General features: G+C 62.0%; 15 protein-coding genes. 5 read left to right on the forward strand and 10 right to left on the reverse strand.

The window, feature by feature from the left end; all coding sequences use genetic code 11:
* Positions 1 to 19: 19 nt before the first annotated feature.
* Complete coding sequence (locus VPH41_RS22735; protein WP_328571570.1) at positions 20 to 1,645, reverse strand: GMC family oxidoreductase; 1,626 nt, start codon at positions 1,643 to 1,645, stop codon at positions 20 to 22.
* A 1,499-nt stretch (positions 1,646 to 3,144) separates the two neighbouring features.
* Between VPH41_RS22735 and VPH41_RS22740 the strand changes: the two genes are divergently transcribed.
* Positions 3,145 to 3,903, forward strand: a complete 759-nt coding sequence (locus VPH41_RS22740) for a 5'-methylthioadenosine/adenosylhomocysteine nucleosidase (protein WP_442906311.1) — start codon at positions 3,145 to 3,147, stop codon at positions 3,901 to 3,903.
* Positions 3,904 to 3,980: 77 nt separating this feature from the next.
* Here the strand turns inward: VPH41_RS22740 and putA are convergent, their stop codons facing one another.
* Positions 3,981 to 7,634: a trifunctional transcriptional regulator/proline dehydrogenase/L-glutamate gamma-semialdehyde dehydrogenase gene (gene putA / locus VPH41_RS22745; protein WP_328571572.1), complete on the reverse strand. Its 3,654-nt coding sequence runs from the start codon at positions 7,632 to 7,634 to the stop codon at positions 3,981 to 3,983.
* A 207-nt stretch (positions 7,635 to 7,841) separates the two neighbouring features.
* Between putA and VPH41_RS22750 the strand changes: the two genes are divergently transcribed.
* Positions 7,842 to 8,297: an Lrp/AsnC ligand binding domain-containing protein gene (locus tag VPH41_RS22750; protein WP_010393827.1), complete on the forward strand. Its 456-nt coding sequence runs from the start codon at positions 7,842 to 7,844 to the stop codon at positions 8,295 to 8,297.
* Between the two features lie 202 nt (positions 8,298 to 8,499).
* The gene (locus VPH41_RS22755) at positions 8,500 to 10,059 is read left to right on the forward strand and encodes a methyl-accepting chemotaxis protein (RefSeq protein WP_328571573.1); all 1,560 of its coding nucleotides are present in this window, start codon (positions 8,500 to 8,502) and stop codon (positions 10,057 to 10,059) included.
* A 52-nt stretch (positions 10,060 to 10,111) separates the two neighbouring features.
* On the opposite strand, the gene VPH41_RS22760 is transcribed toward VPH41_RS22755, so the two are convergent.
* The gene (locus VPH41_RS22760; RefSeq protein WP_152283839.1) at positions 10,112 to 11,092 is read right to left on the reverse strand and encodes a LysR family transcriptional regulator; all 981 of its coding nucleotides are present in this window, start codon (positions 11,090 to 11,092) and stop codon (positions 10,112 to 10,114) included.
* Positions 11,093 to 11,284: 192 nt separating this feature from the next.
* Between VPH41_RS22760 and VPH41_RS22765 the strand changes: the two genes are divergently transcribed.
* The gene (locus VPH41_RS22765) at positions 11,285 to 11,590 is read left to right on the forward strand and encodes a hypothetical protein (protein ID WP_101483346.1); all 306 of its coding nucleotides are present in this window, start codon (positions 11,285 to 11,287) and stop codon (positions 11,588 to 11,590) included.
* Positions 11,591 to 11,656: 66 nt separating this feature from the next.
* Here VPH41_RS22765 and VPH41_RS22770 read toward each other — a convergent pair whose 3' ends face one another.
* The 5 genes from VPH41_RS22770 to VPH41_RS22790 all read right to left on the reverse strand — a co-directional run bounded on the left by VPH41_RS22770 (position 11,657) and on the right by VPH41_RS22790 (position 14,913).
* On the reverse strand, positions 11,657 to 12,253 hold the full coding sequence (locus VPH41_RS22770) for a chalcone isomerase family protein (RefSeq protein WP_328571574.1): 597 nt from the start codon (positions 12,251 to 12,253) through the stop codon (positions 11,657 to 11,659).
* A 112-nt stretch (positions 12,254 to 12,365) separates the two neighbouring features.
* Positions 12,366 to 12,632 (reverse strand): YfhL family 4Fe-4S dicluster ferredoxin, encoded by a 267-nt coding sequence (locus VPH41_RS22775; RefSeq protein WP_034752637.1) that lies wholly within the window; start codon positions 12,630 to 12,632, stop codon positions 12,366 to 12,368.
* 14 nt (positions 12,633 to 12,646) lie between these two features.
* Positions 12,647 to 13,144: a pantetheine-phosphate adenylyltransferase gene (gene coaD, locus VPH41_RS22780; RefSeq protein WP_034752633.1), complete on the reverse strand. Its 498-nt coding sequence runs from the start codon at positions 13,142 to 13,144 to the stop codon at positions 12,647 to 12,649.
* A 112-nt stretch (positions 13,145 to 13,256) separates the two neighbouring features.
* Positions 13,257 to 13,916, reverse strand: coding sequence for a 16S rRNA (guanine(966)-N(2))-methyltransferase RsmD (gene rsmD, locus VPH41_RS22785; RefSeq protein ID WP_328571575.1), 660 nt, complete (start codon positions 13,914 to 13,916; stop codon positions 13,257 to 13,259).
* A 91-nt stretch (positions 13,917 to 14,007) separates the two neighbouring features.
* The gene (locus VPH41_RS22790) at positions 14,008 to 14,913 is read right to left on the reverse strand and encodes a DUF6279 family lipoprotein (protein ID WP_328571576.1); all 906 of its coding nucleotides are present in this window, start codon (positions 14,911 to 14,913) and stop codon (positions 14,008 to 14,010) included.
* A 27-nt stretch (positions 14,914 to 14,940) separates the two neighbouring features.
* On the opposite strand from VPH41_RS22790, the gene glmU reads away from it, so the two are divergent.
* Positions 14,941 to 16,317 carry a bifunctional UDP-N-acetylglucosamine diphosphorylase/glucosamine-1-phosphate N-acetyltransferase GlmU gene (gene glmU / locus VPH41_RS22795; RefSeq protein ID WP_328571577.1) on the forward strand — a complete coding sequence of 459 codons (1,377 nt, stop codon included), beginning with the start codon at positions 14,941 to 14,943 and terminating at the stop codon, positions 16,315 to 16,317.
* A gap of 430 nt (positions 16,318 to 16,747) precedes the next feature.
* Here glmU and VPH41_RS22800 read toward each other — a convergent pair whose 3' ends face one another.
* Both VPH41_RS22800 and VPH41_RS22805 read right to left on the reverse strand, forming a co-directional pair.
* Entirely contained in the window at positions 16,748 to 18,418 is a 1,671-nt protein-coding gene (locus VPH41_RS22800; RefSeq protein WP_328571578.1) for a ShlB/FhaC/HecB family hemolysin secretion/activation protein, read from the reverse strand.
* Positions 18,419 to 18,452: 34 nt separating this feature from the next.
* Entirely contained in the window at positions 18,453 to 24,179 is a 5,727-nt protein-coding gene (locus tag VPH41_RS22805; protein ID WP_328571579.1) for a YDG domain-containing protein, read from the reverse strand.
* Positions 24,180 to 24,397 lie beyond the last annotated feature (218 nt).

The raw sequence follows: 24,397 nt of genomic DNA on the forward strand, positions 1-24,397 counted from the left end.
AACTCGCGGCTTTGCCCAGCTATTTCCAGGCCGCGTGTATCATTTGCGCCGCTTTTTCCGCGATCATCACGGTGGGCGAGTTTGTATTACCAGAAGTAATGTACGGCATGATGGAAGCGTCGACGACACGCAAGCCCGCCACGCCGATCACGCGCAAGGTGCTGTCGACAACGCTGGACGGATCGCCGGCCACGCCCATGCGGCAAGTGCCCACCGGATGAAAGATGGTGGTGCCGATCTGGCTGGCCGCCTGCGCCAGTTCTTCCTCCGTCTGGAATTGCACGCCGGGCTTGTACTCCTGCGGCGCAAAGCGCTTGAGCGCTGGCGCGGCAACGATGGAGCGCGTCAGGCGCAGGGCGTCGGCCGCTACCTTGCGGTCCTGCGGCGTACTGAGATAGTTGGGCACGATGTTCGGCGCCGCATAGCTGTCGGCCGAGGCGATCTGCACGTGGCCGCGCGAGGTGGGGCGCAGATTGCAGACGCTGGCCGTAAAGGCGGGAAATGCATGCAGCGGTTCGCCGAATTTATCCAGCGACAGCGGCTGTACGTGGTATTGCAGGTTCGGCGTGGCTTGCTGGGGATCGGACTTGGCAAACGCGCCCAGCTGCGACGGCGCCATCGACATGGGCCCGCTCTGGAACAGCGCATATTGCAAGCCGATCTGCATCTTGCCCACGATATTGCTGGCCATCACGTTCAAGGTCTTGACGCCCTGCACTTTAAAGACCATGCGCAGCTGCAAATGATCCTGCAGATTGCCGCCCACGCCAGCAGCATCCAGCACGGGCGCGATGCCGTGCTGCTGCAGCAAGGCGGCCGGGCCGATACCGGACAGTTGCAGCAACTGGGGCGAACCGATGGCGCCCGCCGTCAGCAGGGTTTCCCGCCGGGCCGTCGCCTGCCACTGCGTGCCGCCGCCCGTAAACACGATGCCCGTGCAGCGGGGTCCCCCTTCCGTCGTTTCGAGCACCAGACGTTCCACGTGGCAACCCGTCATGATGGTCAGGTTCGGGCGCCGCGACGCCGGTTTCAAGAACGCTTTCGAGGTATTCCAGCGGATGCCGCGGCGCTGGTTGACGTCGAAATACGCGCTGCCGCCATTGTCGCCGCCATTGAAATCGCTGGTTTTCGGAATGCCGACCTGCTGCGCCGCATCGCGGAACGCATTCAGGATATCCCACGACAGCCGCTGTTTTTCCACGCGCCATTCGCCGCCCACGCCATGGTTTTCCGAGGCGCCGCCGTAGAAATCCTCGCTTTGTTTGAAGAGCGGCAAGACTTTGTCCCAGCGCCACGATGCGTCATCCGTCAGGTCGGCCCAATGGTCGTAGTCGCCGGCCTGGCCCCGCATATAGATCATGCCGTTGATGGAAGAGCTGCCGCCCAGGACTTTTCCGCGCGGATACATCAGGCTGCGTCCGCCCAGGCCCGCGTCCGCCTGCGTGGAATACAGCCAGTCCGTACGGGGATTGCCGATGCAATGCAGATAGCCGACGGGGATATGGATCCACACGTAATCGTCCTTGCCGCCCGCTTCCACGAGTAAAACGTTGGCATCCTTGTCGCGTGTGAGCCGGTTGGCCAGCACGCAACCTGCCGTGCCGCCGCCCACGATGATGTAGTCGAATTCGCCTGCCGATTCCAATGAAGCTCCTTTCGGTATGCCATCAAGCTGTCGCGCCGTGTGTCTCCCCACCGCGTCCCGCTACCAGAGTCTGTCTTTTTTCATGCATGCATGGCTGCTGAGCCACATCGAGATTACCACCAGTGCCGGGCCAGGGCGACATTAATCGTGGCCAGCGACATGGGCCAGCATCCAGGATGAGGTTAAAAACAGCGCCAAACAGGGGCTTCAAGCTGTGGATAACCGTATGGATATCCACAGGGACGATATGTGCGTAAACGAAATTTTTTTTGGACGCCTTTTTTTTATCCCAAAACCATCCCCGGCAGATACAACCCTTACTCAGCGTTTATCCGTACGCCAAGCGATTGTTTACAAGGATAAATCGGGACTTATCCACAGAAAAAGGCGCCGTTAACTACTATTACTATTCTTGTATACGAACTTGTTAAGGTAAACCCGACAACGCGCGCTTTGCCTGCCCTTGCCCGTCGAGAGCATTCGCGGATCTGTCTTCAAGCTGTCTTCAAAAAAAACGGCAAGCAGCGTTGACCGATTAAAAAAAAAAATGGGGCCAACAACTGAGCGACGAAAACCGGCACGGCCAACAACACGCGCACAGCACTGCCAAACCGTTTTGCAAGAGGGAAGCGTCAACAGGCTTGAGCAGGCACAGTGCCGGCAAGCCGTTCGACATCGAAAAGAGGGGAAATTTACAACGATTGTGGATAAGTCACTTGATATCCACAGGATGACTTGTGAGTAAACACGAAGTTATGCGCAGGCCCGCATTTTATACAATTTTGCTCCTCGCGTGATACAGCGATTATGCACGCTTTATTTTGCGCGTAAACGATTGATCCTGTTGAAAAAAAGCGACTTATCCACAGAAAAAAAACGCGTTTACTATTACTACTATTTTTATATATAGATCTATTGTATACCGATAAAAAAAGCGGAAGCCCGGGGATATTTCAAAAAAGCATGCAAAAAACGTCAAAAAAAAAGCCAACGGCAACAGTCAGACCCATTGCCAAACCGTCTTCCAGGAATCGCCTGAACGCGCACGTCCATGCAAGAACCACGCTCGTGGTCGCTCAAGGTCGGTTGCCGGACAACGATAGCGATAGGCAAAGCACGTCAAACATGCCACGACAGCAAGAAAATCCGTGATTTTTGCTTGCTGCTGTGGATAAGTGCCTGCATATCCACAGGATGAGATGTGGGAAAAGTCGATCTTTGTCCACAAGCCGATTTTTATCCCAAACAAGTCCTCCGTAGATACAATGCTTGTGCGCCTACTTTTTTGTGCGCCAAGTCGATGATTTTTATACGGTATACCGACTTATCCACAAAAAAATGGCCGTTTACTATCACTACTATTTTTATGTATACATCTTTATTTAAAACACAGAGACAAACGCGAACGGTGGAAAAGTCGCCGAAACGGCTGTTTTCACCGTATACACCGTCTGGCAATCCCCAAAACCTATAAAAACAGCATGAATTCACCCAAAAAAATGCGTTTAGGCATCATCAGTGCCTTGCACGAAGAACAGCAGGGGCTCGTAGAAGCCATGCAAGGCCCCCAGAAGCGTTCGCACGGCATGCGCGACTACACCTTGGGAACCCTGTGGAATATCGACGCTGTGTGCGTCCTGTCGCGTCTGGGCAAGGTTGCTGCTGCCATGACAGCTTCTATCCTTGTGGAAAAGTACGGAGTTACCCACATCGTCTTCACCGGCGTGGCCGGCAGTGGGGATAAAAACGTGAAAGTCGGCGATATCGTGGTGGCCGAAGCGCTGCTGCAGCACGATATGGATGCGCGCCCCCTGTTTCCCCGCTTCGAAGTGCCGTTGACGGGCTTGCAGCGCTTTGCCACGGATCTGGAACTGAGCACGCAACTGGCTGCCGCCGCCGCCGATTTCCTGCGCGACGATGTTTCCAGCGTGCTCAAGGTGGCCGATATCGCGGAATTTGGCTTGCAGCACGCGCAAGTGCACCAGGGCCTGATCGCCAGCGGCGACCAGTTCATCGGCAGCGCCGCGCATGTGAACCAGCTGAAAGAAGATATTCCCGACCTGCTGGCCGTCGAGATGGAAGGCGCGGCCGTGGCGCAAGTGTGTTTTGAACTGGGCGTGCCGTTTACCGTCATGCGCACCATTTCCGACAACGCCAACGAAGAGGCGGCCGTCGACTTCATGCGTTTCGTGCAGACCGTCGCCTCGCCGTACGCGTTTACCGTCATTCAGCAGCTGTGCCAGCGCCTGGCTGGCTGATTTTTTATTCAAGCGTGCATAAAAAAAGGGCAGAACCACTGGTTCCGCCCTTTTTACATGCAACAGCTGCTTATATTTTAGACGCTGAGCATCATCAGGCTGGCGTTGCCGCCCGCTGCCGTCGTATTCACGCACAGCGCCCGCTCAGCGACCAGGCGCCACAGGGGGATGACACCCTCTTGCGTGGTGGCAATGGTGCCCACCAGGGCCCCTTCCCGGGCCGCCAGCAGCGGCTTGAGCTGGCCATCGAGACTCGGTTCGATCATGGCGATCTGGAAATCATGCTTGATGGATTCCAGGCTGCTGATGACCTGGATGCGGTCCTTCAGCGCCGCCGGCAAGTCGCCGGGAATCACATCCGCCGATTGCGCCAGCACCAGGGCCTGGTTACCGGTGGCCAATACGGCGGCCAGCTGGTTCATCAGCGTGCCCGCAGTCGCCGCCGCGCACAGGATCGTGCCGCGCGCGGCAAAGCTCAGGGTATTGCGCTCGCCCGTCGGGCCTGGCAAGACGGTGGTGCTGCCCAGCAAGGTCGTGCGTGCATAGTCCTGTGCCAGCTGCTCGACCTTGTCGTGGCCATGCATCTTTGCCCACACGGTCAGCGCGTCGAGTGCCGGCGCCGCCTGGCGCTGGTGCTGCGCGCCGGCCGGCGCATTGCGCTGCAGGCGTTTCAGGTACAGGGGACCGCCCGCCTTGGGACCGGTGCCGGATTTGCCTTCGCCGCCGAACGGCTGCACGCCGACGACGGCGCCCACGATGTTGCGGTTCACATAGATATTGCCCACGTGCGCGCGCTTGGTGATGAAATCGATGGTTTCATCGATGCGCGTATGGATGCCCAGGGTCAAGCCATAACCGCTGTCGTTGATCGATTGCACCAGTTGCGGCAGTTCGGCCCGCTTGTAGCGGATCACGTGCAGCACGGGGCCGAAGACTTCCTGCGTCAATTGCGCCAGCGACTTGATTTCCAGTACGGTCGGAGCGACAAACGTGCCTTTGACGGTGGGCAAATCGAGCGAATAGTGGTCGATGGCCATGGTTTTCATCTTGTTGATGTGCGCCAGCAGATTACCTTGCGCTTCCGCATCGATGACGGGACCGATATCCGTGGCCAGGCGGTCAGGATTGCCAACGCGCAATTCCTGCATGGCGCCCTTGAGCATGTGGATGGTCTTGTCGGCGATTTCCGTTTGCAGGAACAGCACGCGCAAGGCCGAGCAGCGCTGGCCGGCGCTGTCGAAGGCCGATGACATCACGTCCTGCACCACTTGTTCCGGCAAGGCGGACGAATCGACGATCAGCGCATTCTGGCCGCCCGTTTCGGCGATCAGGGGAATGTCGATGCCTTCGGCCACGGCGCGCGCGGCCAGGTTGCGGTTGATCAATTGTGCCACTTCTGTCGAGCCCGTGAAAATCACGCCTTTCACGCGCGCGTCATTGCACAGGCCGGCGCCCACGACTTCGCCGCTGCCGGGCAGGAACTGCAGCGCGCCGCGCGGCACGCCCGCTTCATGCAGCAATTGCACGGCGCGGTGGGCGATCAGCGGCGTTTGCTCGGCCGGCTTGGCCAGCACCACGTTGCCTGCCGCCAGGGCGGCAGCCAGCTGGCCCGTAAAGATGGCCAATGGGAAATTCCACGGGCTGATGCAGGTGACGGGGCCGAGCGCCAGGGTGTTCGGCGCGTGTTGCACCTGCGCCGCGTAGTAGCGCAGGAAGTCGACGGCTTCGCGGATTTCCGCGATCGCGTTCGGCAGCGACTTGCCCGCTTCGCGTACGGCCAGGGCCATCAGCTCGATATGGTGTTCTTCGAACAGGTCGGCCGCGCGCAATAACGCTTGTGCGCGGAGCGACGGTTCCGTCGTCTGCCAGTCCATGGCGTAGGCGCTGGCGCTGGCCAGGGCCGTTTCCACATCGGCCGGACCGGCTTCCATGACCTTGCCCACGACGTCGTCGTGCTGGGCCGGATTGTGCAACATGTGTGTGGGGCCATTCAGGCTGACGGCGCCATCAATCAGCGGCGCTGCCTGCCATGATTGCTGCTGCGCCAGGCCCGTGGCCAGGGTGCGCAAGGTGTCTTCATTCGACAGGTCCAGGCCGGCCGAGTTCTTGCGTTCACTGCCAAACATGTCCAGCGGCAGCGGAATCGACGGGTGCGGCAAGCCGCCCTGCAGGCGCGCTTGCTCCAGGGGATCGCGGATCAGGCTATCGATGGCCACGCTTTCGTCGACGATCTGGTTGACGAACGAGGAGTTGGCGCCGTTTTCCAGCAGGCGGCGCACCAGGTAGGCCAGCAGGGTTTCATGCGAGCCGACGGGCGCGTAGATGCGGCACGGCTTGTCCAGGTTGTCGGGGCCGACGACCTGGTCGTACAGGGTCTCGCCCATGCCGTGCAGGCACTGGAATTCGTAGTCGGTGATGCCGTCGCGTTTCGCCCACGTATAGATGGTCGACAGGGTTTGCGCGTTGTGCGTGGCAAACTGTGGATAGATCAGGCTGCTGGCGTCGAGCAGTTTTTGCGCGCACACGAGGTAGGAAACGTCCGTGTAGACCTTGCGCGTGTAGACGGGATAGCCTTCCTGGCCATCGACTTGCGCGCGTTTGACTTCCGCATCCCAATACGCGCCCTTGACCAGGCGCACCATGAACTTGCGGCCGCTGCGGCGTGCCAGGTCGATCAGGAAATCGATGGCGAACGGGCAGCGCTTCTGGTATGCCTGCACCACATAGCCGATGCCGTCGAAGCCAGCCAAATCGGTATCAAAGGCAAGTGCTTCCATCAGGTCCAGCGACAGTTCCAGGCGGTCCGTCTCTTCCGCATCGATGTTGAAGCCGATGTTGTACTGTTTTGCCAGCAGCAGCAGTGCCTTGATTTTCGGCAGCAATTCTTCCATGACACGGGCGCGCTGGGCGCGGCTGTAGCGCGCGTGCAGGGCCGACAGTTTCACGGAAATGCCGGGGCCGTTGCGGATGCCGCGGCCGTTCGACGCCTTGCCGATGGCATGGATCGCCGTTTCGTACGAAGCGTAGTAGTTGGCTGCATCCTGCTGCGTCAGGGCCGCCTCGCCCAGCATGTCGTACGAATAGCGGTAGCCGCGCGTTTCGTTGTCGCGGCTGTTTTTCAGCGCTTCTTCGATGGTCTGGCCCGTCACGAACTGGTTGCCCAGCATGCGCATGGCCAGGTCGACGCCCTTGCGGATCAGCGGTTCGCCGCCCTTGGCGATGAGCTTGGTCATGGCCGAGCCGAGACCCGATTCGCTGCTGGTACTGACCAGTTTGCCCGTGATCAGCAAGCCCCAGGTGGCGGCATTGACGAACAACGACGGCGATTCGCCCAGATGCTTGCGCCAGTCGCCCTTGCTGATTTTGTCGGCAATTAAACGGTCGGCCGTTTGACTGTCGGGTATACGCAACAGCGCTTCAGCCAGACACATCAATGCAACACCCTCTTCCGACGACAGCGAGAACTCGTGCATCAGTGCATCGACGCCGGACGCGCGCGTGCGTTTTTGGCGCACGTTCGAGACCAGGCGGTGCGCCAGGGCTTGTCCCTCGGCCGTCGTTTCGGTGCTGCTGGCGCGCACTTGCTGCAACAGCCACTGCACGGCGGAAACCTCATCGCGCCTATAGGCGGCCGTGACGGCGGCGCGTTGTGGTGTCGCTTCGGGCAGGATTTCTGCCTGGAGCGCAGCGAAAGGAATCGGGGTAAAAGCCGAAGGGCCAGCAGGGTGCATAAGTACTCTTTACAAGGAAAAAGGGGACGAAAACTGACGTAATTCTTGCTCTTTTTTGGTGCAAAAAAATACAGAAAGTCGGACGTTAAGATGATTCGATTGTAAAGGGGATTCTTATGGATTAATTCTGGTAATACAGGGGGCTAGCAATAGATAGTTTTTGATGCGACAATTTAACCAAATAATATTAATTTGGGGGTGATAGGAATGCTGGACAAGATCAGTAAGAAAATCTTGATGGAATTGCAGAGCGATGGACGCATCAGCAATGTGGAGCTGGCCGCGCGCGTGAACTTGTCGCCGGCCGCCTGCCTGGAGCGCGTGCGCAAGTTGCACGAATCCGGCTACATCATGGGCTATACGGCCCAGTTGAACCCGCAGCTGCTCGACGTGTCGCTGCTGGTGTTCATCGAAGTCGTGCTCGATCGCACGACGCCGGAAGTGTTCGATGCCTTCAAGCATAGCGTACAAATCATTCCAGAGGTACTGGAATGTCATATGGTGGCGGGCGGCTTCGATTATCTGGTCAAGGCGCGCGTCAAGGACATGGCCGCCTACCGCGAATTCCTGGGCAAGACCCTGCTGCAGAAAGGTGTGCGGGAAACCCACACTTATGCCGTCATGGAAGAGGTCAAAAACACGACCAAATTGCCGATTAAGTGACCCTGGTGTAGCCGCCCCACTTTTCTGATTGAGCTATCGGAACAAATGTTGTAGGGTAGAACTACAATTCTGCTATCCGGTAGCCGCCTGAAACGCCGCGCAGACGGGACGTTCAGGGTGCAAAGTGGGCAATCGTGCCCACCCGCATACGGTTACGGCACGTCCCCGAGGGGGCGTGACGGGTTTGCGCAGCGGGGGACAAATGAAGCAGTTGCAGCATCAGCTGGTGCGTTTCTTTGTATTCACGATCCTGGCCATGGCCGTGGCCTGTTGCCTGGCCTATCTGCTGCTGCTGTCGGGCGGCGACCATCCCTACCTGATCGCCTGCGTGGCTGCCGTCACCGGCGCCGCGCTGCTGGCGTTTGCCGGCCGCCCGCGCGGCGAGCCCGGCTTGCACCAGTTCGCCGACACGGTGGGCAATGCCATCGATGCCATCATGATCGGCGCGGCGGAAACCTCGTATTTTGTCGATTCCGTCAAACAGAAGGTGGAACTCGACGTGCGCACGGCCAGCGACATTGCCGACAGTTCCGCACAAAATGCCGCGATGACGGAAAAGATTGCCGCCAATGCGGAACGGGCCGCCAAGGTGGCCGCCGGCGTGCGCGTGGAAAGCGTGGCGGCGCGCGCCGAAGTGGATCAGGGCCTGCGCCGCATCAATCACGCCCGCGAGGAAGCGCAAGGCGCCTCCAGCACCATGCTGAGTCTGCAGGACAAATCCAAGCGCATCACCGGTTTCACGGAAGCCATTTCCGATATTTCCGCGCGCACCAACTTGCTGGCGCTGAACGCCGCCATCGAGGCGGCGCGCGCCGGCGAACATGGGCGCGGCTTTGCCGTGGTGGCGGGGGAAGTGCGGCAATTGGCGCAGCGCACCAAGGAAGCGTCCGATGAAATCAGCGTGATGGTGCGCGAAATCAATGAACAGTCGGAAAAGGCAGCGCGCGGCATGAGTTCGCTGGCGGCCGGCGTGACGGAAGCGGCGCGCAATGTGGAAAGCGTGCATGCCTCGCTCAGCCATATCGAGGAATCGTCGGGCGTGTCGGAAGACGAGATCGGGCAAATTGCCCGCGCCTCGCGCGAACACGTCGACACGACGCAAGTCATTGCCGACGCCATCCTGCAAATCCGCGACAGCATGTTGTCGACGAACAGCGAATTGCCGCGCGCCACGCAATCGGCCATGGCCCTGGCCGAGCGGGCCGAAGTGATTGCCAGCGCCCTGGGCGAGTCGAGCGTGGCCACGCCGCACGACGAGATCCGCGAGGCGGCCCAGCGCGCCGCGCGTGAAGTGGGGAAACTGTTCGAGCAAGCCATCGCGTCCGGCCGCATCACGCGCGAAGCCCTGTTCGACCGCCACTACCGGCCCATCCCGAACACCAATCCGCCCAAGCACAACACGAAATTCGACGCGTTTACGGACAAGGTGCTGCCGGACCTGCAGGAAGGCGTGCTGGCCGCCCTGCCCCACCTGGCGTATGCGGGCGCCGTCGACAACAATGGCTATTTTCCGACGCACAACAAGAAATTTTCCCAACCGCTGACGGGCGATTACGCCACCGATATCGTCAACAACCGCACCAAGCGCATCTTCAGTGACCGCACGGGCGCGCGCTGCGGCAGCAACACCAAGCCCTTCCTGTTGCAGACGTATAAACGCGACACGGGCGAGGTCATGCACGATTTGTCCGTGCCCATCCATGTCGACGGCAAGCACTGGGGCGGTTTCCGGGTCGGATATCGCTCCAGCAGCCATGCATGAAAAAAAACGCCTGATGATTCATCAGGCGTTTTTTCTGGTGCTGGCAGATCATTTATTCGATATGCGGCTTGGGCGCCACGCCGCCGCCCGCCGCCGTGGCCGTGCGCAAGGTGGGCGTGTTCATGCTTTCCAGGTGATTGCGCAGCCATTTGTGGGCGGGGCTGCGCGCGTCGCGCTCGTGCCACAGCATGTCCAGGTGGACGGCCGGCAGGGTCAGCGGCAAGTCCTTGTACAGCAGGGATTCCGTCATGCCCGTCGAGGCGATCAGATGGCGCGGCAAGACGGTGATCAGGTCGGAATTGGCCACCACGCGGCCGGCCGTGAAGAATTGGTTGACCGTCAACAAGATGCGCCGTTCGCGGTGGATCTGCGACAGCGCCTCGTCGATCAAGCCATGGGCGCGGCCGGAAAAGCTCACCAATAAATGGTTTGCCGCGCAATAGTTATCCAAGGTCAATTCCTTGTTGGCCAGCGGATGGCCGCGCCGCATCACGCACACATACTTGCCGGAATACAGGCGCTCGTGGCGGATCGGCGAACCCGTTTCGCTGGACAATTGCGCCGCCACGCCGGGAAAGAAGCCCACGGCCAGGTCGATATCGCCGCGCAGCAGCATGGGCCGCGGTTCGCGCGTGGTCAGCGGCATCATGCGCACGTTGACGCCGGGCGCTTCCCGTTCGATCGAGCGCATCAGCGAAGGCAGCCAGAACGCGGCAGTCGCATCGGCCATGGCCATGCGGAAGGTGGCATGCGTTTTCGACACGTCGAAGGTTTCCGGCGTGACGGCCGCTTCCAGGCTGGCCAGGGCCGAGCGCACGGATGGCCACAGCGCCTCGGCACGGGGTGTGGGTTTCACGCCATATGCCGTGCGGATCAGCAATTCGTCACCGAGGCTTTCGCGCAGGCGTTTGATGGCGTTCGATACCGCCGGCTGCGTCATCGCCAGGTGGCCGGCTGCGCGCGTCAGGTTTTGTTCCGTCATGACGGCGTCGAAAACGCGCAGCAAGTTCAGATCCAGCGTCAGAAAACTCATGGAAAGCCCAAGGTAAAAGTTGAATTGATTACTTAAGAGTGTAAACCGCGCCGGGCACGAATATTTTCACTCGTAAAAAAATATTACAGTTTTCCATTCACGATTCATATAATTGGTATCAAGAAATGGAATTAGATTTATATGTTGCACTGCACTATAGTACTGGCAAATTCTATAATGCACTGGAACAGTATGTCTACCTTCGCCTCCGCCCTGTACGCAGTATCCGCACCCGTGCTGGAGATTTCCCTGCTCAACGCCCTGCAACTCGTGCTGGTGATCGTGGCCGTGGGCGCATTCGCCCTGCTGTTCAAGCCTTTGCTGGTGGGCATCGCCCGCGCCATGGTGCTGGTGGTGCGTCCCAAGCTGAGCCGCGAAGAGCGCCTGGCGCGCCAGCAGATGCGCGAAGCGCAAGCCTTGAAACGCACTCTGGGCAAGATGGATGGCGTGTCGCCGAGCAATGCGGCCGAATTGCGCGCCCTGTCGACGCGCGCCTGAGCGATCAACTGTTGCAAAATACCAAGCCGGCCTGCGCCGGCTTTTTTTACGCCTGCCGCCAGCCGATTACGCCATGTCGCCCAGCAAATGTGCGCGCAGCAAGGTGTCGGCCGGATGGGCGCCGATCCAGATTTTCAGCAGCGCATTATAGAAAGCCAGGTCCGGCACCGTGTCGCCCACCTGTTTGCCGTTCAGCTTGCACAAGGTTCCCTCTTCCGGCAGCCAGTCCACGGTGAGAATGTCGCCCTTTTTCAGGCCCGGCACCATTTCGAACATGGCGCCGAACTGCATCGTCTGGCTCAGCAGGCGCGTGCGGTCGGCCTGGTCGGAACTGCGCTTCAAGCCCTGCATGAAAGCTTGTCCCAGCTCGTCGGAGGTGACGTCGCGCAGCATGACGATCTCGAGGCGGCGGGGGCCGGGCAGCGCCAGGATGTCGGCCAGCTGGGTTTTCTTTTCCGGCAGGTACAGCGCGATCGTGTAGACCTTGAAGATGACCTTGTAGCGCACGCCGGCGCCGTTGAGTTTCAATTCGCGGCTGGCCAGCTGCACCGTATCGTCCAGCTTGACGCCGCCCACGTCGACGGCCATGGCAGGCTGCGCCAAGGCAGCGCATACGCAGGCGGCCGCCAGCGAACGGATCAAACGGGATGTGCTTATTTGCATCTTCTACCTCCGTGGATAACCATGTGCTGCGGAACAGCGAGCACACAGTGTAGAACAGTTGGCAGAAGCTGGCGCCACGCAGACGTGGCCCGGAAGTGGCGTGGAGAAACGCTTAGGTTTTGGCGGCGGGCAGTTCCGCCTGCAGGCGTTCGTACTTGGCCATCAATTGTTCCGGGCTTTCGCGCCAGGCGGGATTGAAGGGGATGCAGCTGACGGGGCACACTTGCTGGCATTGCGGCTCGTCAAAGTGGCCCACGCATTCGGTGCACTTGTTGGGATCGATTTCGTAGATTTCCGCGCCCATGTAGATTGCGTCATTCGGGCACTCGGGCTCGCAAATGTCGCAATTGATGCATTCGTCGGTGATCAGTAATGCCATGATTTCACTCTTACTTATTGCGATGAGGCAGCGTTGGCGGCAATCTTGTTTTGCAGCCAGCGGTTCACCGAGGGGAAGACAAACTTGGAGACGTCGCCGCCCAGCGCCGCGATTTCGCGCACGATGGTGCCCGAAATGAACTGGTACTGGTCGGACGGCGTCAGGAACATGGTTTCGACATCGGGCAGCAGGTAGCGGTTCATGCCCGCCATCTGGAATTCGTATTCGAAGTCGGAGACGGCGCGCAAGCCGCGCACGATGACCCGCGCTTCGTGCTTGCGCACGAAATCCTTGAGCAGGCCGGAAAAGCTTTCCACTTGCACATTCGGATAGTGGCCCAGCACTTCGTTGGCGATTTCCAGGCGTTCGTCGAGCGAGAAAAACGGTTGCTTGTTCTTGCTGTCGGCCACACCGACGATCAGCTTGTCAAACAGACCCGATGCGCGGCGCACCAAATCTTCATGACCGCGCGTGAGCGGATCGAATGTTCCTGGATAAACGGCTACAACCATTGCGGCTCCCTGATGATGCACCAATATAGACGCGCATTATGCCTGAAATTGGTGACCACCTTGGTGCGACGCCTCGGGTCAGGGAGCCTTTTTGCCTCATTTATAGGCAGATTCAGGCAGTTGCCGGCACTTTGTTGTAAGTTAGCAAATGATAATAAACGGTGCCCGCTTTGTCGGCGCGGATGACTTCCCACGGCGCCATCCACTCGGGTTTTTCCAGGGCGCTGGCTTCGTCGAAGACCAGCGGCAAGCCCGATTCCGCGTACACCATGCCGCCTTCCTTGAGCAGGTTGGCGCACAGCGGCAAGGCTTTCGCCAGGAAATCCTGCTGGTATGGCGGGTCGAGGAAGATCAGGTCGAAACGCTGGCCGCGCGCTGCCAGGCCTTGCGCCGTCAGCAACGCGTCGCCGCGCAGCAGTTGCACGTTGTCGGCGCGCAATTTTGCCTTGTTCTCTTCCAGCTGGCGGATCACGGGCGTGTGCGTGTCGACCATGGTGACGGACGCCGCGCCGCGGCTGGCCGCCTCGAAGCCCAGTGCGCCGCTGCCGGCAAACAGGTCCAGCACCTGGGCATTGGCCCAGTCGCCGTCGCGCAAGTGGTTGATCCAGTTGAACACGGTTTCTCGCACGCGGTCCGGCGTGGGGCGCAAGCCCAGTGCCTGCAAAACAGGCAGCACGGAGCGCTTCCACTGGCCGCCGATGATGCGCACCTGGTTCGGTGGCGGCGCGTGGTGGACGGGAACTTTGGCGGGTTTTTTAATCTTTTTTTGCATGGGGATTTCTTCGATTCGATGGCGGCCACTATAGCATATGGCCCCCTCGCCCAGCGCGAGGCCCCCGGCTGGCGCTGCTGTTCACATGCGCTTATTTGGGTGCGCTGGCGAGCGAATTGAAATCGTCGATCCAGCCCTGCATGCGCTTGATGGCGTGGGCTTTTTGCGCGGGCGTGGCGATCTTGATCATCGTCAAGACCATCTGCGCCGTGCTCGCTTCATAGCTGTCAAAAAAGGCCTTGCGCTCGGAATGCTCGAGGCGCTCGAAACTGTCCTTGATCAGGGTGTTGATCAAGGTCACGCTGGCTTCCTTGCCGAGTTTTTCCTGGTGGATTTTCTTGACCAGGTTCAACACGTTCTGCTGGCGCCGCATGCGTTCGTCGAGCCAGATCTCATTGTTCAGCGGGCGCGCGTCGGACGCCTTGCGTATGATGGCTTCCTGCTCGCTGCTGAAGCTGCCGAACCACAGTTCGAATTGCTCCATGGCTTTCTTGTAGCGCAGCTTCTGGCGCTTGTCCTGGTCGCCGCTCAGGTATTTCTTGCGGTAATCGTCATTGTTCGACTTGAACTTCTTTTCCATCTGCGCGATCTGCTCGGGCTTGAGCGAACGGGCCAGATCGGCCAGCTCGGGCGCCGCCTTCAGCAGCAGCGCCTCGGTGCGCTGCTTGATCTCGCCGTAGTCAGCCATCAGGTCCGCTTGCGTGATATTGCCCTGCAGCTGCTTCTGGCCCGTGCGCAGGATTTCCACGTAATCCTTCAATTGCGTCTTGCGGTGCCAGTCGAACAGCTTGTCGATGTCTTCGCGCACCCAGCCCTTCTGGTCGCGGTCCAGGTCGACGTACGCGTTCAGCCACCAGTACAGCACGGTATCGCCGTTGTTGTAGGCCAGGCGCAAGCCGCTGCAGCCGGCCATGACGACCAGCAGGAGGGCCAGCACGGCATAACTAAACCGGCTAAAGGGCGTGGAAGACGGGGCCTGCGTGTTAAACTTTTTCATATTCTTAACTTATAAAAATTACGGTCTATGAACGTTGTCATTCTCGCCGCCGGTATGGGGAAACGCATGCAGTCGGCCCTGCCCAAAGTACTGCACCCGCTGGCTGGCAAGCCGCTGCTGTCGCATGTGATCGATACGGCGCGCACCCTGGCGCCGTCCCGATTATGCGTGATTTACGGGCATGGGGGCGCAGCGGTGCTGAAGTTGCTCGACGGCTACAAGGTGAACCATGCCGTGCAGATCGACGCTGCCGAGCAGGCGCAGCAGCTGGGCACGGGCCATGCCGTGCAGCAATCGCTGTCCTTGCTGGATGACTCCGTGCCGACCCTGATCCTGTACGGCGACGTGCCGCTGACCAGCGCCGCCTCCCTGCAGCAGCTGGTGCAGGCGGCCGGCAAGGACAAGCTGGCCATCCTGACCGTGGAACAGGACGACCCGTTCGGCCTGGGCCGCATCGTGCGCGACAACGGCGCCATCGTGCGCATCGTCGAGGAAAAGGATGCCACGCCGGAAGAGCGCGCCATCAAGGAGATCAACAGCGGCATCATGGTCGCGCCCACCGTGCAGCTGAAGCAATGGCTGTCGGCCTTGTCGAACGACAATGCCCAAGGGGAATACTATCTGACCGATATCGTTGCCCAGGCCGTGGCCGATGGCGTGGCCGTCACCTCGGCCCACCCGGCTGCCGTATGGGAAGTGGCGGGCGTCAACAGCAAGGTGCAACTGGCGCAATTGGAACGCATCCACCAGAACAATATCGCGCAAGCGCTGCTGGAACGGGGCGTGACCCTGCTCGATCCGGCCCGCATCGATGTGCGGGGCGAAGTGATTTGCGGCCGCGATGTCACCATCGACGTGGGCTGCGTGTTTGAAGGCCGGGTGGAACTGGGCGATGGCGTGCGCGTGGGCGCCCACAACGTCATCATCAATGCCACGCTGGCGGCTGGCGCGCACATCAAGCCCTTCTGCCATATCGAGGATGCCGTCGTCGGCGCCGCTTCCATCATCGGCCCGTACGCGCGCCTGCGCCCGGGCACCGTCCTGGCGGAAGACGTGCATATCGGCAACTTCGTCGAAGTGAAAAACAGCCAGGTCGCCGCGCACAGCAAGGCCAACCACCTGGCCTACATCGGCGACGCCACCATCGGCTCGAAGGTCAACATCGGCGCCGGCACGATCACCTGCAACTACGATGGCGTGAACAAATTCCGCACGGTTATCGAAGACGATGCTTTCATCGGCAGCGACAGCCAGCTGATCGCGCCCGTCACCGTCGGCAAGGGCGCCACCCTGGGCGCCGGCACGACCTTGTCGAAAGACGCGCCGGCAGGCAAGCTGACCGTGTCGCGTGCGCGCCAGGTGACCATCGAGGGCTGGACACGTCCCGTCAAAATCAAGAAGTAAGCGCGACTTCCATCCTTGCGCTCAGGCAGGCCACGTGGCCTGCCTTTTTTTATGTGGATAACTCTGTGGGCAAGCCACTGCACAAGTGGCGGATAAGCCTGTGCGCAAGCCTGCGCATAAGCTGTCGGTAAATTTGTCAATGCCGCCTGTCATGCACCTGCCCATCCATTTCCTGCCGATCTCAAGCCGCTGCGATGGCCGCAATGGCGTTTACCCGCGTATTGTGGATAAGTCTGTGCGTAAGCCTGCGGATAAGCGCTGGATAGCGTGGGTACAAGTGAGGATAACTGCGTTTTTGCCGTGAGCATCCCTGCTCATGCTGTGGGTAAGCCTGTGGAAAAGCGCTGCATAGCTAGTGGAAAGCTGGTGGATAAGTCTTGCGCTGGATCAAATGACAGCCGGAAACCGGCTTCCGGCTGTCATTGCCGCATCAGAAGCGGCGATTGAGTTCCACCCACAGGCGGGCGGAACTGCGCGAGGCCAGCAGGACGGGCGTGCTGCCGATGGGCTTGGCGACAAATGCGCGCGCATTCCATTGCTGCCCGCCAGCCCAGTTCACGCCCAGCCCGGCGCCGTGCAGGCGCGCGCTGTTCGGGCCTGGCGTCCAGCGCTGCTGGTTCACCGTCACGCGCGCGCTGTCGACGAAGGCCACGGCTTGCCACTGTCCCGCGTCGCTGGCGCTGAGCTCATGCCGCCATTCCGCGCTGCCAAAATAGCCGAGGTCGCCAGCGGCCGCGCCCACGTCATAGGCGCGCACCGTGTACGGGCCCCCCACGCTCATCTTTTCGGATGAATCGAGGTTGCTGTCCGCCCACTGCCCCGCGAAGGCCAGGTACACGGCGTTGCGCTGGTCCAGGTTTTGCAGGCGCGACAGGTTGACATTCCATTTCGCGTAATTGCCATGGCTGCGTGCGCTGAAGGCGTCGTTCAGGCGCGCCAGCGGGTCGCTGATGTCGAGCTTGCCAGCCGTCGCGGCCACGCTCCAGCTGGTGATGGCGCCGGCCAGGGAGGCATCGCGCACGTCGCCACCGAGGGTGGCGCTCAAGTTATCCAGGCGGCGGTCGCTGCGCATGGCGCTGGCGTCGATGCGGTCGCGCAAGTGCACCTGGTCGTATTGCAGCTGGATCGACATATTGGCCTCGCGGCTGCGCAGCAGCGGATGGCGCAGCCAGCCACTGGCGACCTGGGCCGTACCATGTGCATGCAGCGGCTGCATGGCGCCTTCCAGGCGGTAGCGCAGGGCGGACAGGGCCACCCCCGCGCGCGTGCCGGCGCCGTTCAGCAGCAGGTCATAGCCGAGACGCGCATACGACATGCCCTTGCCCGAGCTGAGCACGCTGGCGCTGGCCACGTCGCCCTGGTGCAGCGGGTTGTACAGGTACACGGTGGCGCCAAGGCGGGCGCGTCCCGTGTAGCGGTTGCCATTGTTGTCGAGGAAGGCAGCGCCCGCCACGCGCGGACCGGACCAGGCATCGACCAGCAGGTCGGAGCTGCCCACTTCGGCGCCGGGCTTGAGCGTGGCCGTGATGGCGACATTCGGCACGTCGGACAGCAGCAGCAAGCTGCGGTCGAGTTCTGCCTGGCTGATGGTCTGGCCCGTTTGCAGCGGCGCCAGGGTGGCGTTCAGCAAGGCGTCGCTGACGTCGCTGCGGTTGTCGATGCCCACCTGGCCGTAGCGCGCTTCGAGTACTTCGATGCGCACGGCGCCCTGGCGGATGGTCTGGGCGGGCACGATGGCGCGCGCCAGCGGATAGCCGTTGAGCCGGTAATAGCTGGTGATGCGGGCAGCCAGTTCTCCCAGCTGTTCCAGCGACACCGTCGTGCCCTGGGCGTCGGCGACGAGCGCCTGCAAGGTGGCCGTATCGAACGCGCTGTTGCCGGCGATCTCGATGCGCGTGACGGAAAATGGCGCGCTGGCAGGCAGCGGCGCGCCCTCTTTCTGCTCGATGCGCAGCGCCGGCGCGCCGGGGGAAGTATTGGCGGGCGTGGCCGGCTGCAACTGGCGCAGGATGGCGCCCGCGTCGGGCACGACCGGGGTGGTCTGGGCAGCCGCCAGCGGCGCGAAGGCCAGCAGCAGCAGGGACAGCAATGGTTGTTGCATCAGGTGTCGCGGAATCGATGAATGAGTCATGGTGTTATTGATTTACGTTGAGCATGTTGGCGGGCAGCTTGACGCCGCCCAGGACGACTTGCAGGGCCGGGCCGCGGCTGCCGATCTGCATGGTGGTGTTTGGCATGGCATTGCCGGCAGCGCCCGTGTCGGCCGGCGCATCCGTCTGCGTGACGGTGATGGTGGGCGCGGCGGACAGCGCGCCGGGACGCGTGTCGGCCACGCTGCCCAGCACTTGCGCCTGCAGTTGCACGACGGCAGCCTGGGCTGGCGGCGGCAGGCTGGCCGACTTCAAGGTCAGGGCGCCGGCATTGCCCTCGGCTTGCACGAAGGCATAGTCGTTTGAAGCCAGGCCGCTGCCTGTGATGGCGTAGGTGCCGGCCGGACTGCTGGCCGTGGCCGGACTGGTCCAGGCCAGGGTGCCGCTGGTGGCGTCTGCCAGGGTGTCGCTGCCCAGCAGGCCGCTGACCTTGCCGCTTAATCCTTCTGGCGTGCGGCCACCCGTCAAGCTGGTGGCCGTGGCCGTCAACAGCAAGCTGGCCTTGCCGATATCGGCTGTTACCTTGCCTGGTTGCACGAGCACATAGTTGGACGCATCGGCGCCGTGCAAGGCAAAGCCGTCGAGGGTGACGGTCTTGGCGCTGCCGGCGTTTTTGTCGGCAAAGGATGCGCTGCCGCCGGCCACGCTCAACTGGTCATCGCCCAGCGCCAGCACGGTGGCCTTGCCTGTCAAAGTGGCGGCCGTGGTGGCGTCATACACTTTGCTTGCCGCCCCCACGCCGCTGACGGTGACGCTGGCCTTGGCGATGTCGGCCGTGACCTTGCCTGGTTGCACCAGTACATAGTTGCCCGCATCGGCGCCGTGCAAGGCAAAGCCGTCGAGGGTGACGGTCTTGGCGCTGCCGGCGTTCTTGTCGGCAAAAGATGCGCTGCCGCCGGCGACGCGCAGTTCATCGTCGCCCAGCGCCAGCACGCTGGCCTTGCCCGTCAGGGTGGCGGCCGTGGTGGCGTCATACACCTTGTTTGCCGCACCCACGCCGGTCACGGTGACGCTGGCCTTGGCGATGTCGGCCGTGACCTTGCCTGGTTGCACGAGCACATAGTTGGCCGCATCGGCGCCTTGCAAGGCAAAGCCGTCGAGGGTGACGGTCTTGGCGCTGCCGGCGTTCTTGTCGGCAAAGGAAGCGCTGCCGCCGGCCACGCTCAACTGGTCATCGCCCAGCGCCAGCACGCTGGCCGTGCCCGTCAGGGTGGCGCCGGTGGTGGCGTCATACACCTTGTTTGCCGCACCTACGCCGCTGACGGTGACGCTGGCCTTGCCGATGTCGGCCGTGATGTTGTTCGGTTGCAGCAGTACATAGTTGGACGCATCGGCGCCTTGCAGGCGGTAGCCATCAACGATGACGGTCTTGCCCTGGCCTGCGTTCTTGTCCGCAAAGCGGGCGACGCCGCCGGCCACGCTCAACTGGTCGCCGCCCAGCGCTTGCACGGTGGCCTTGCCCGTCAAGGTGGCGCCGGTCGTCGCGTCATACACCTTGCTTGCGGCGCCCACGCCGGCGACGGTAATGCTGGCCTTGCCGATATCGGCCGTCACGTGACCCGGTTGCACGAGGACATAGTTGGCCGCATCCGCGCCCTGCACGACAAAGCCGCCGAGGGTGACGGTTTTGGCGCTGCCCGCGTTTTTGTCGACAAAATGCGCATTGCCGCCCGTCAGGCTGAGCTGGTCGTTGCCCAGCGCCTGCACCTTGGCCGTGCCTGTCAGGGTGGCGCTGTTCGTGGCGTCATACACTTTATTGGCCACGCCCGCATCCTGCACCGCCAGCGTGGCCTGGGTGATGGTGGCACGGTGCTGGCCGCCTTCCAGCGTGTAATTGTCCGCCAGGCCACCCTGGCCGTCCGCCAGCGTCAGGCTGCCGTTGTTGATGTGCTTGTTTGCGCCGACGTTCTTGTTATCGAGGCTGCCATTCCCGGACAGGGACAGACTTTCGCCGTTGACCAGCCCCTGCATGGTCAACTGGCCGGCAGCCATGCTGGTGCTGGCGTCATAGGTGCGCATGCCATCGAGCGTGATAACGGCGCGCTGGATCGTGAGCGGCCCTGCCATCATCTTGATGTCATAACCTTGCTGGCCGGAGTACGCGTAATTGTCCAGGGCGTTATAGCTGCCGGCATCGCGCATGGCGCCGTACAGGCCATTGCTGCTGTAGAGTATTTTCCCGGATTCGGCGGCGCCGGCCAGCGAATAGCGGGCATGGACCAAGCCGCCGGAGTAGCTCTTGCCATCGTAGGTCTTGCTGATGGCATCGGCGTTGATGGTCAGGGCCGTCAGGAAGCTGCGCAGCAGCGGCGTGCTCTGGCCTGCATAGATACGCCAGACGGCGTGGCTGCCACCGCTGGTTGCCATGTCCCAGCCATCGAAGCTCGATGGCGAGCGCAGCTCTGCGTCGCTCAAGCCCCGCACATTGGTCAGGGTGCCCTCGTTTTCGCCGACGCCCGGTGCCGTTGGCGAATTCTTCCAGAAGCTGTTGCTGATCACGCCCGCATTGCTGCCGACCAGCGCGCCCGTGCTGGCATTGCCTTGCACCTCGCCCGTGGCGTAGCTGTTGCTGACGCTATCGGTGGCGCGGGAACTAAAACCGAGCAAGCCGCCCACATCGCGGTCGCCGCTGACCTTGCCGCTGGCGTAGCTGTTGGCGATGGTGCCGCTCTTGTTGTAGCCGACCAGGCCGCCGGCATTGTCTTCGATTGCCGTGATATTGCCGCTGGCATAGCTGCCGCTGACCTGGGCGATGGCGCCGTCATAGCCGCGGTTGTCGCCCACCAGGCCGCCGACATTGCGCAAGCCGCTGGCGTCGCCCGTGGCATAGCTGCCAGTGACGCTGCCGCTGTTGCTGCCAGCCAGGCCGCCTACGCGGTCCGCGATGCCGCTGACCTTGCCGCTGGCGTGGCTGGCGCTGATCGTGCCGCCGTAGTTTTCACCGACCAGGCCGCCGACATTGTTGTCGCCGCTGACCGTGGTGCTGGCATGGCTGTTGCTGACCAGGCCTGCGTTCGAGCCGACCAATGCGCCAACGGCGAAATTACCTTTCACACTGCCGTCCAGCAGGCCGATATTGCTGATGAGCGAGCCTGGGTTCGTGTAGCCGATCAGACCCACGTAATCGTACGTCGGCCGGTCGATGGTCAGGCCGCTGACGGTGTAGCCGCGGCCGTCCAGGCTGCCCGTGAAGGGGTGCGCCTCGCTGCCGACGGGCACGAAGCCGGCGTTGCTCCAGACACCCTTGCCGCCCGCCGTGCTGCTGGCATCGATGTTGGCGCCCAGCACGTAGGCCGCGCCCGGGGCCATGAGCATCAATTGCAGCTGATGGGCGTTGTAGATGGTGGTCGAGTACTCGGATGCCAGCATCGGATATGTGGCGCCGGCCGCGCCGCCAGCATTGTTCAGACCGCCGTCCACGTTGACCAGCACCCAGTTGTTGCCCGTTGCGCCAGGCGTGGTGGTGAAGTTAAAGCCCGTGAAACTGCTGGCCGTACGCATTTGCGCGTCCGTCAGGCCGGTGCCGCCGGCCGACGTGGTCTGGCCCGTGCCGCCGATCGACCAAAAACTATTGCGTGTGGCGGGAAGTGCGCCGTTGTTGCCGACCAGACCGCCCACGCTGTAGCCGCCAGGCGCGATGATCAGAAGGCCGGTGGCGAAACTAGTGTCGATCGATCCCATGTTGTTGCCGACCAGGCCGCCTGCAATGCTTTGGCCCGTCACGCTGCCCGTGGCATAGCCGTTAATGATCTTGCCGATATTTTCGCCGACCAGCCCACCGCTTTGCCAATTGCTGCTGACGGCGCCGGTGGCGTAGCTGTCGATGATGGTGCCGTTGTTGCGCGCCACCAGCCCGCCGCTGACGCTTGTGCTGCTGACGTCGAGTGCCGCATAGCTATTCCTGATCGTGCCATGGTTCTCACCCACCAGGCCGCCAGCGTAATAGTGGGTCTTGATGTGGCCGCCATTCAAACCGATGTTTTGGATCAGGCCATCCTTGGTGGTGCTGGAAAACAGGCCGCTGCCGTTGCCGTAACCGGACATCATGCTGAGCTGGTTGATGGAATGTCCCAGGCCGTCGAAGATGCCGCTAAAGCCCGTGTCCCTGCCCAGCGGCATGAAACCCGCATCCCACCAGTCGGGATTCCAGGCGGCTGAGGCGGTGGCGGAAGCGTCGATGTCGGCGCCGAGCACAAAATTGCCGTTCAGTTTGCCATTGATCCCTTGCAAGTCGGTGCCCGTGACACTGCGGTAAGCGCCCAGCTGGGTAATCACCGTGTAGCCGGTGCGCACGCCGTCCGCACCCAGTTTGGTGCTGAAGTTTTGCCCGGCGGGCAAGTTCACCTGCGCGCCGTTGCCCAGCTGATACACGGCCGTGTTGCCTGCCGCGGCAGCGCCCTGGCCGTACTCCAGTGCCAGGCTGGCCGTGCCGGAACCGTTCAGGTTGGCGTTGATATTGATGTTGCGCTGCGCGTTCAGGGTCAGCTGGTTGGCGGACCAGCTGACCTGGTCGTTGACATGCACGTCGCCCGCCGTGCCATGGCTGCCTTGCGTGCTCTGGATGACCACATTGCCGTTGCGCAGATTGTTCGTCAGGACGGCGCCGCTGATGTCGCCGCCGCTGGCGGCGATGGTGAAGTCGACGGGGTCGATCAGCCAGGTGCCGGCGCGGCCCGACGGCGCCGCCGTGCTGATGCGGGCGTCGTTGCCGATCTTCACGTGGGCGGCGCTCGTTTCGATGAAGCCGCCATTGCCGCCTGCGGGGGCGCTGGCATCGAGGGTGCCGGCCACGTGGGTGGTGCCGGCGGCCATGCCGCCAAGCAGGACGATGCTGCCGTCGCGCTGTTCCACGCCGCGCGCCTCGATGACGCCCGTGTTGTTGACGACGCTGGCCAGCAGCGTATCGCGGGCGCCGGCGCTCATCAGCACCTGGCCCCCATCGGCGCGGATCAGGCCGCCGTTCTCGGCCAGGTTGTTCAGGGTGCTTTGGTCGATCTGCAACTGCAGCAGGCGCGCGCCGTCAAAGCTCAGGGTGGCGGCGCTGCCGGCGCCCAGGGCGACCGTGCCCAGGCGGGCCGCAATGCTGCCCTGGTTGCTTACTTGCCGGCCCAGCAGGGCAATATAGCCGCCGTCGGCCGCGCGCAGCGTGCCTTCATTGACGACCCGGCCAGTACCATTGCCACTAAACGCATGCTTGGCGCCGCCCAGGCTGGCGTTGTCGACGTCGAGCGTCGAGGCCACCAGGCCGCCCACATTGACTTGCGCGCCGCGGCCGAACAGCACGCCGTTCGGATTGATCAGGTACACCTGGCCATTCGCGTTGACCTTGCCGAGGATCTGCGTGCCGTTGCTGTCGAAGATGCGGTTGACGGCCAGCGCGCTGGCCGAGGGCTGGACGAAGTTGACGGTTTCATTGGCGCCCACGTTAAAACTGTTCCAGTTCAGCGCTGCCTGTTGGCTGTCCTGCCGGATGGTGGTGGTGCCGCCCTGCTGGCTGATGCTGGCCGAGCCTGCCACCACCTGTCCGCCCGTGGGCGCGGCCAGCGCCGGCCCTCCCAGCGCCAGTGCCGTCATGGCGGCCGTTGCCGCGGCCAGTTTGCGGCGGCTGCCCTTGCCGCGCCCGCGCGAGGTTTCCGCGACGGCGACCCAGGCGTTCAAGACCTGGCTCCAGACGAGGCGGTAGATATGGTTCAACGATCCGTGACGGTGCATGCTGTGTCCTTGTTGAGATGAATGGGGGATACGCCCGTGCGCCGGCGGGCTTGGCCGGGCTGGCGCAAACGGGCAATGGGAAAGAGCGTGTCAGGAACGCGGGGCGAACAAGGAAGGGGCGGTGCGGTAGCTGGCGAGTTGATTGCGGTGCATGTTTTCCTGTGCTGTGCGTGGACGGCGTCCGTTTGCGGCTCTGTTTATTGCTTTTTTGAATACAA

The organism is Janthinobacterium sp. P210006 (genome assembly GCF_036231885.1).
GTDB lineage: Bacteria > Pseudomonadota > Gammaproteobacteria > Burkholderiales > Burkholderiaceae_D > Janthinobacterium > Janthinobacterium violaceinigrum.

Bases quoted from the DNA above. Each gene is read 5' to 3' on its own strand.
- VPH41_RS22740 (WP_442906311.1), top strand. From the start codon at position 3,145: ATGCGTTTAGGCATCATCAGTGCCTTGCACGAAGAACAGCAGGGGCTC.
- putA (WP_328571572.1), bottom strand. From the start codon at position 7,634: ATGCACCCTGCTGGCCCTTCGGCTTTTACCCCGATTCCTTTCGCTGCG.
- VPH41_RS22750 (WP_010393827.1), top strand. From the start codon at position 7,842: ATGCTGGACAAGATCAGTAAGAAAATCTTGATGGAATTGCAGAGCGAT.
- VPH41_RS22755 (WP_328571573.1), top strand. From the start codon at position 8,500: ATGAAGCAGTTGCAGCATCAGCTGGTGCGTTTCTTTGTATTCACGATC.
- VPH41_RS22760 (WP_152283839.1), bottom strand. From the start codon at position 11,092: ATGAGTTTTCTGACGCTGGATCTGAACTTGCTGCGCGTTTTCGACGCC.
- VPH41_RS22765 (WP_101483346.1), top strand. From the start codon at position 11,285: ATGTCTACCTTCGCCTCCGCCCTGTACGCAGTATCCGCACCCGTGCTG.
- VPH41_RS22770 (WP_328571574.1), bottom strand. From the start codon at position 12,253: ATGCAAATAAGCACATCCCGTTTGATCCGTTCGCTGGCGGCCGCCTGC.
- VPH41_RS22775 (WP_034752637.1), bottom strand. From the start codon at position 12,632: ATGGCATTACTGATCACCGACGAATGCATCAATTGCGACATTTGCGAG.
- coaD (WP_034752633.1), bottom strand. From the start codon at position 13,144: ATGGTTGTAGCCGTTTATCCAGGAACATTCGATCCGCTCACGCGCGGT.
- rsmD (WP_328571575.1), bottom strand. From the start codon at position 13,916: ATGCAAAAAAAGATTAAAAAACCCGCCAAAGTTCCCGTCCACCACGCG.
- VPH41_RS22790 (WP_328571576.1), bottom strand. From the start codon at position 14,913: ATGAAAAAGTTTAACACGCAGGCCCCGTCTTCCACGCCCTTTAGCCGG.
- glmU (WP_328571577.1), top strand. From the start codon at position 14,941: ATGAACGTTGTCATTCTCGCCGCCGGTATGGGGAAACGCATGCAGTCG.
- VPH41_RS22800 (WP_328571578.1), bottom strand. From the start codon at position 18,418: ATGCAACAACCATTGCTGTCCCTGCTGCTGCTGGCCTTCGCGCCGCTG.
- VPH41_RS22805 (WP_328571579.1), bottom strand. From the start codon at position 24,179: ATGCACCGTCACGGATCGTTGAACCATATCTACCGCCTCGTCTGGAGC.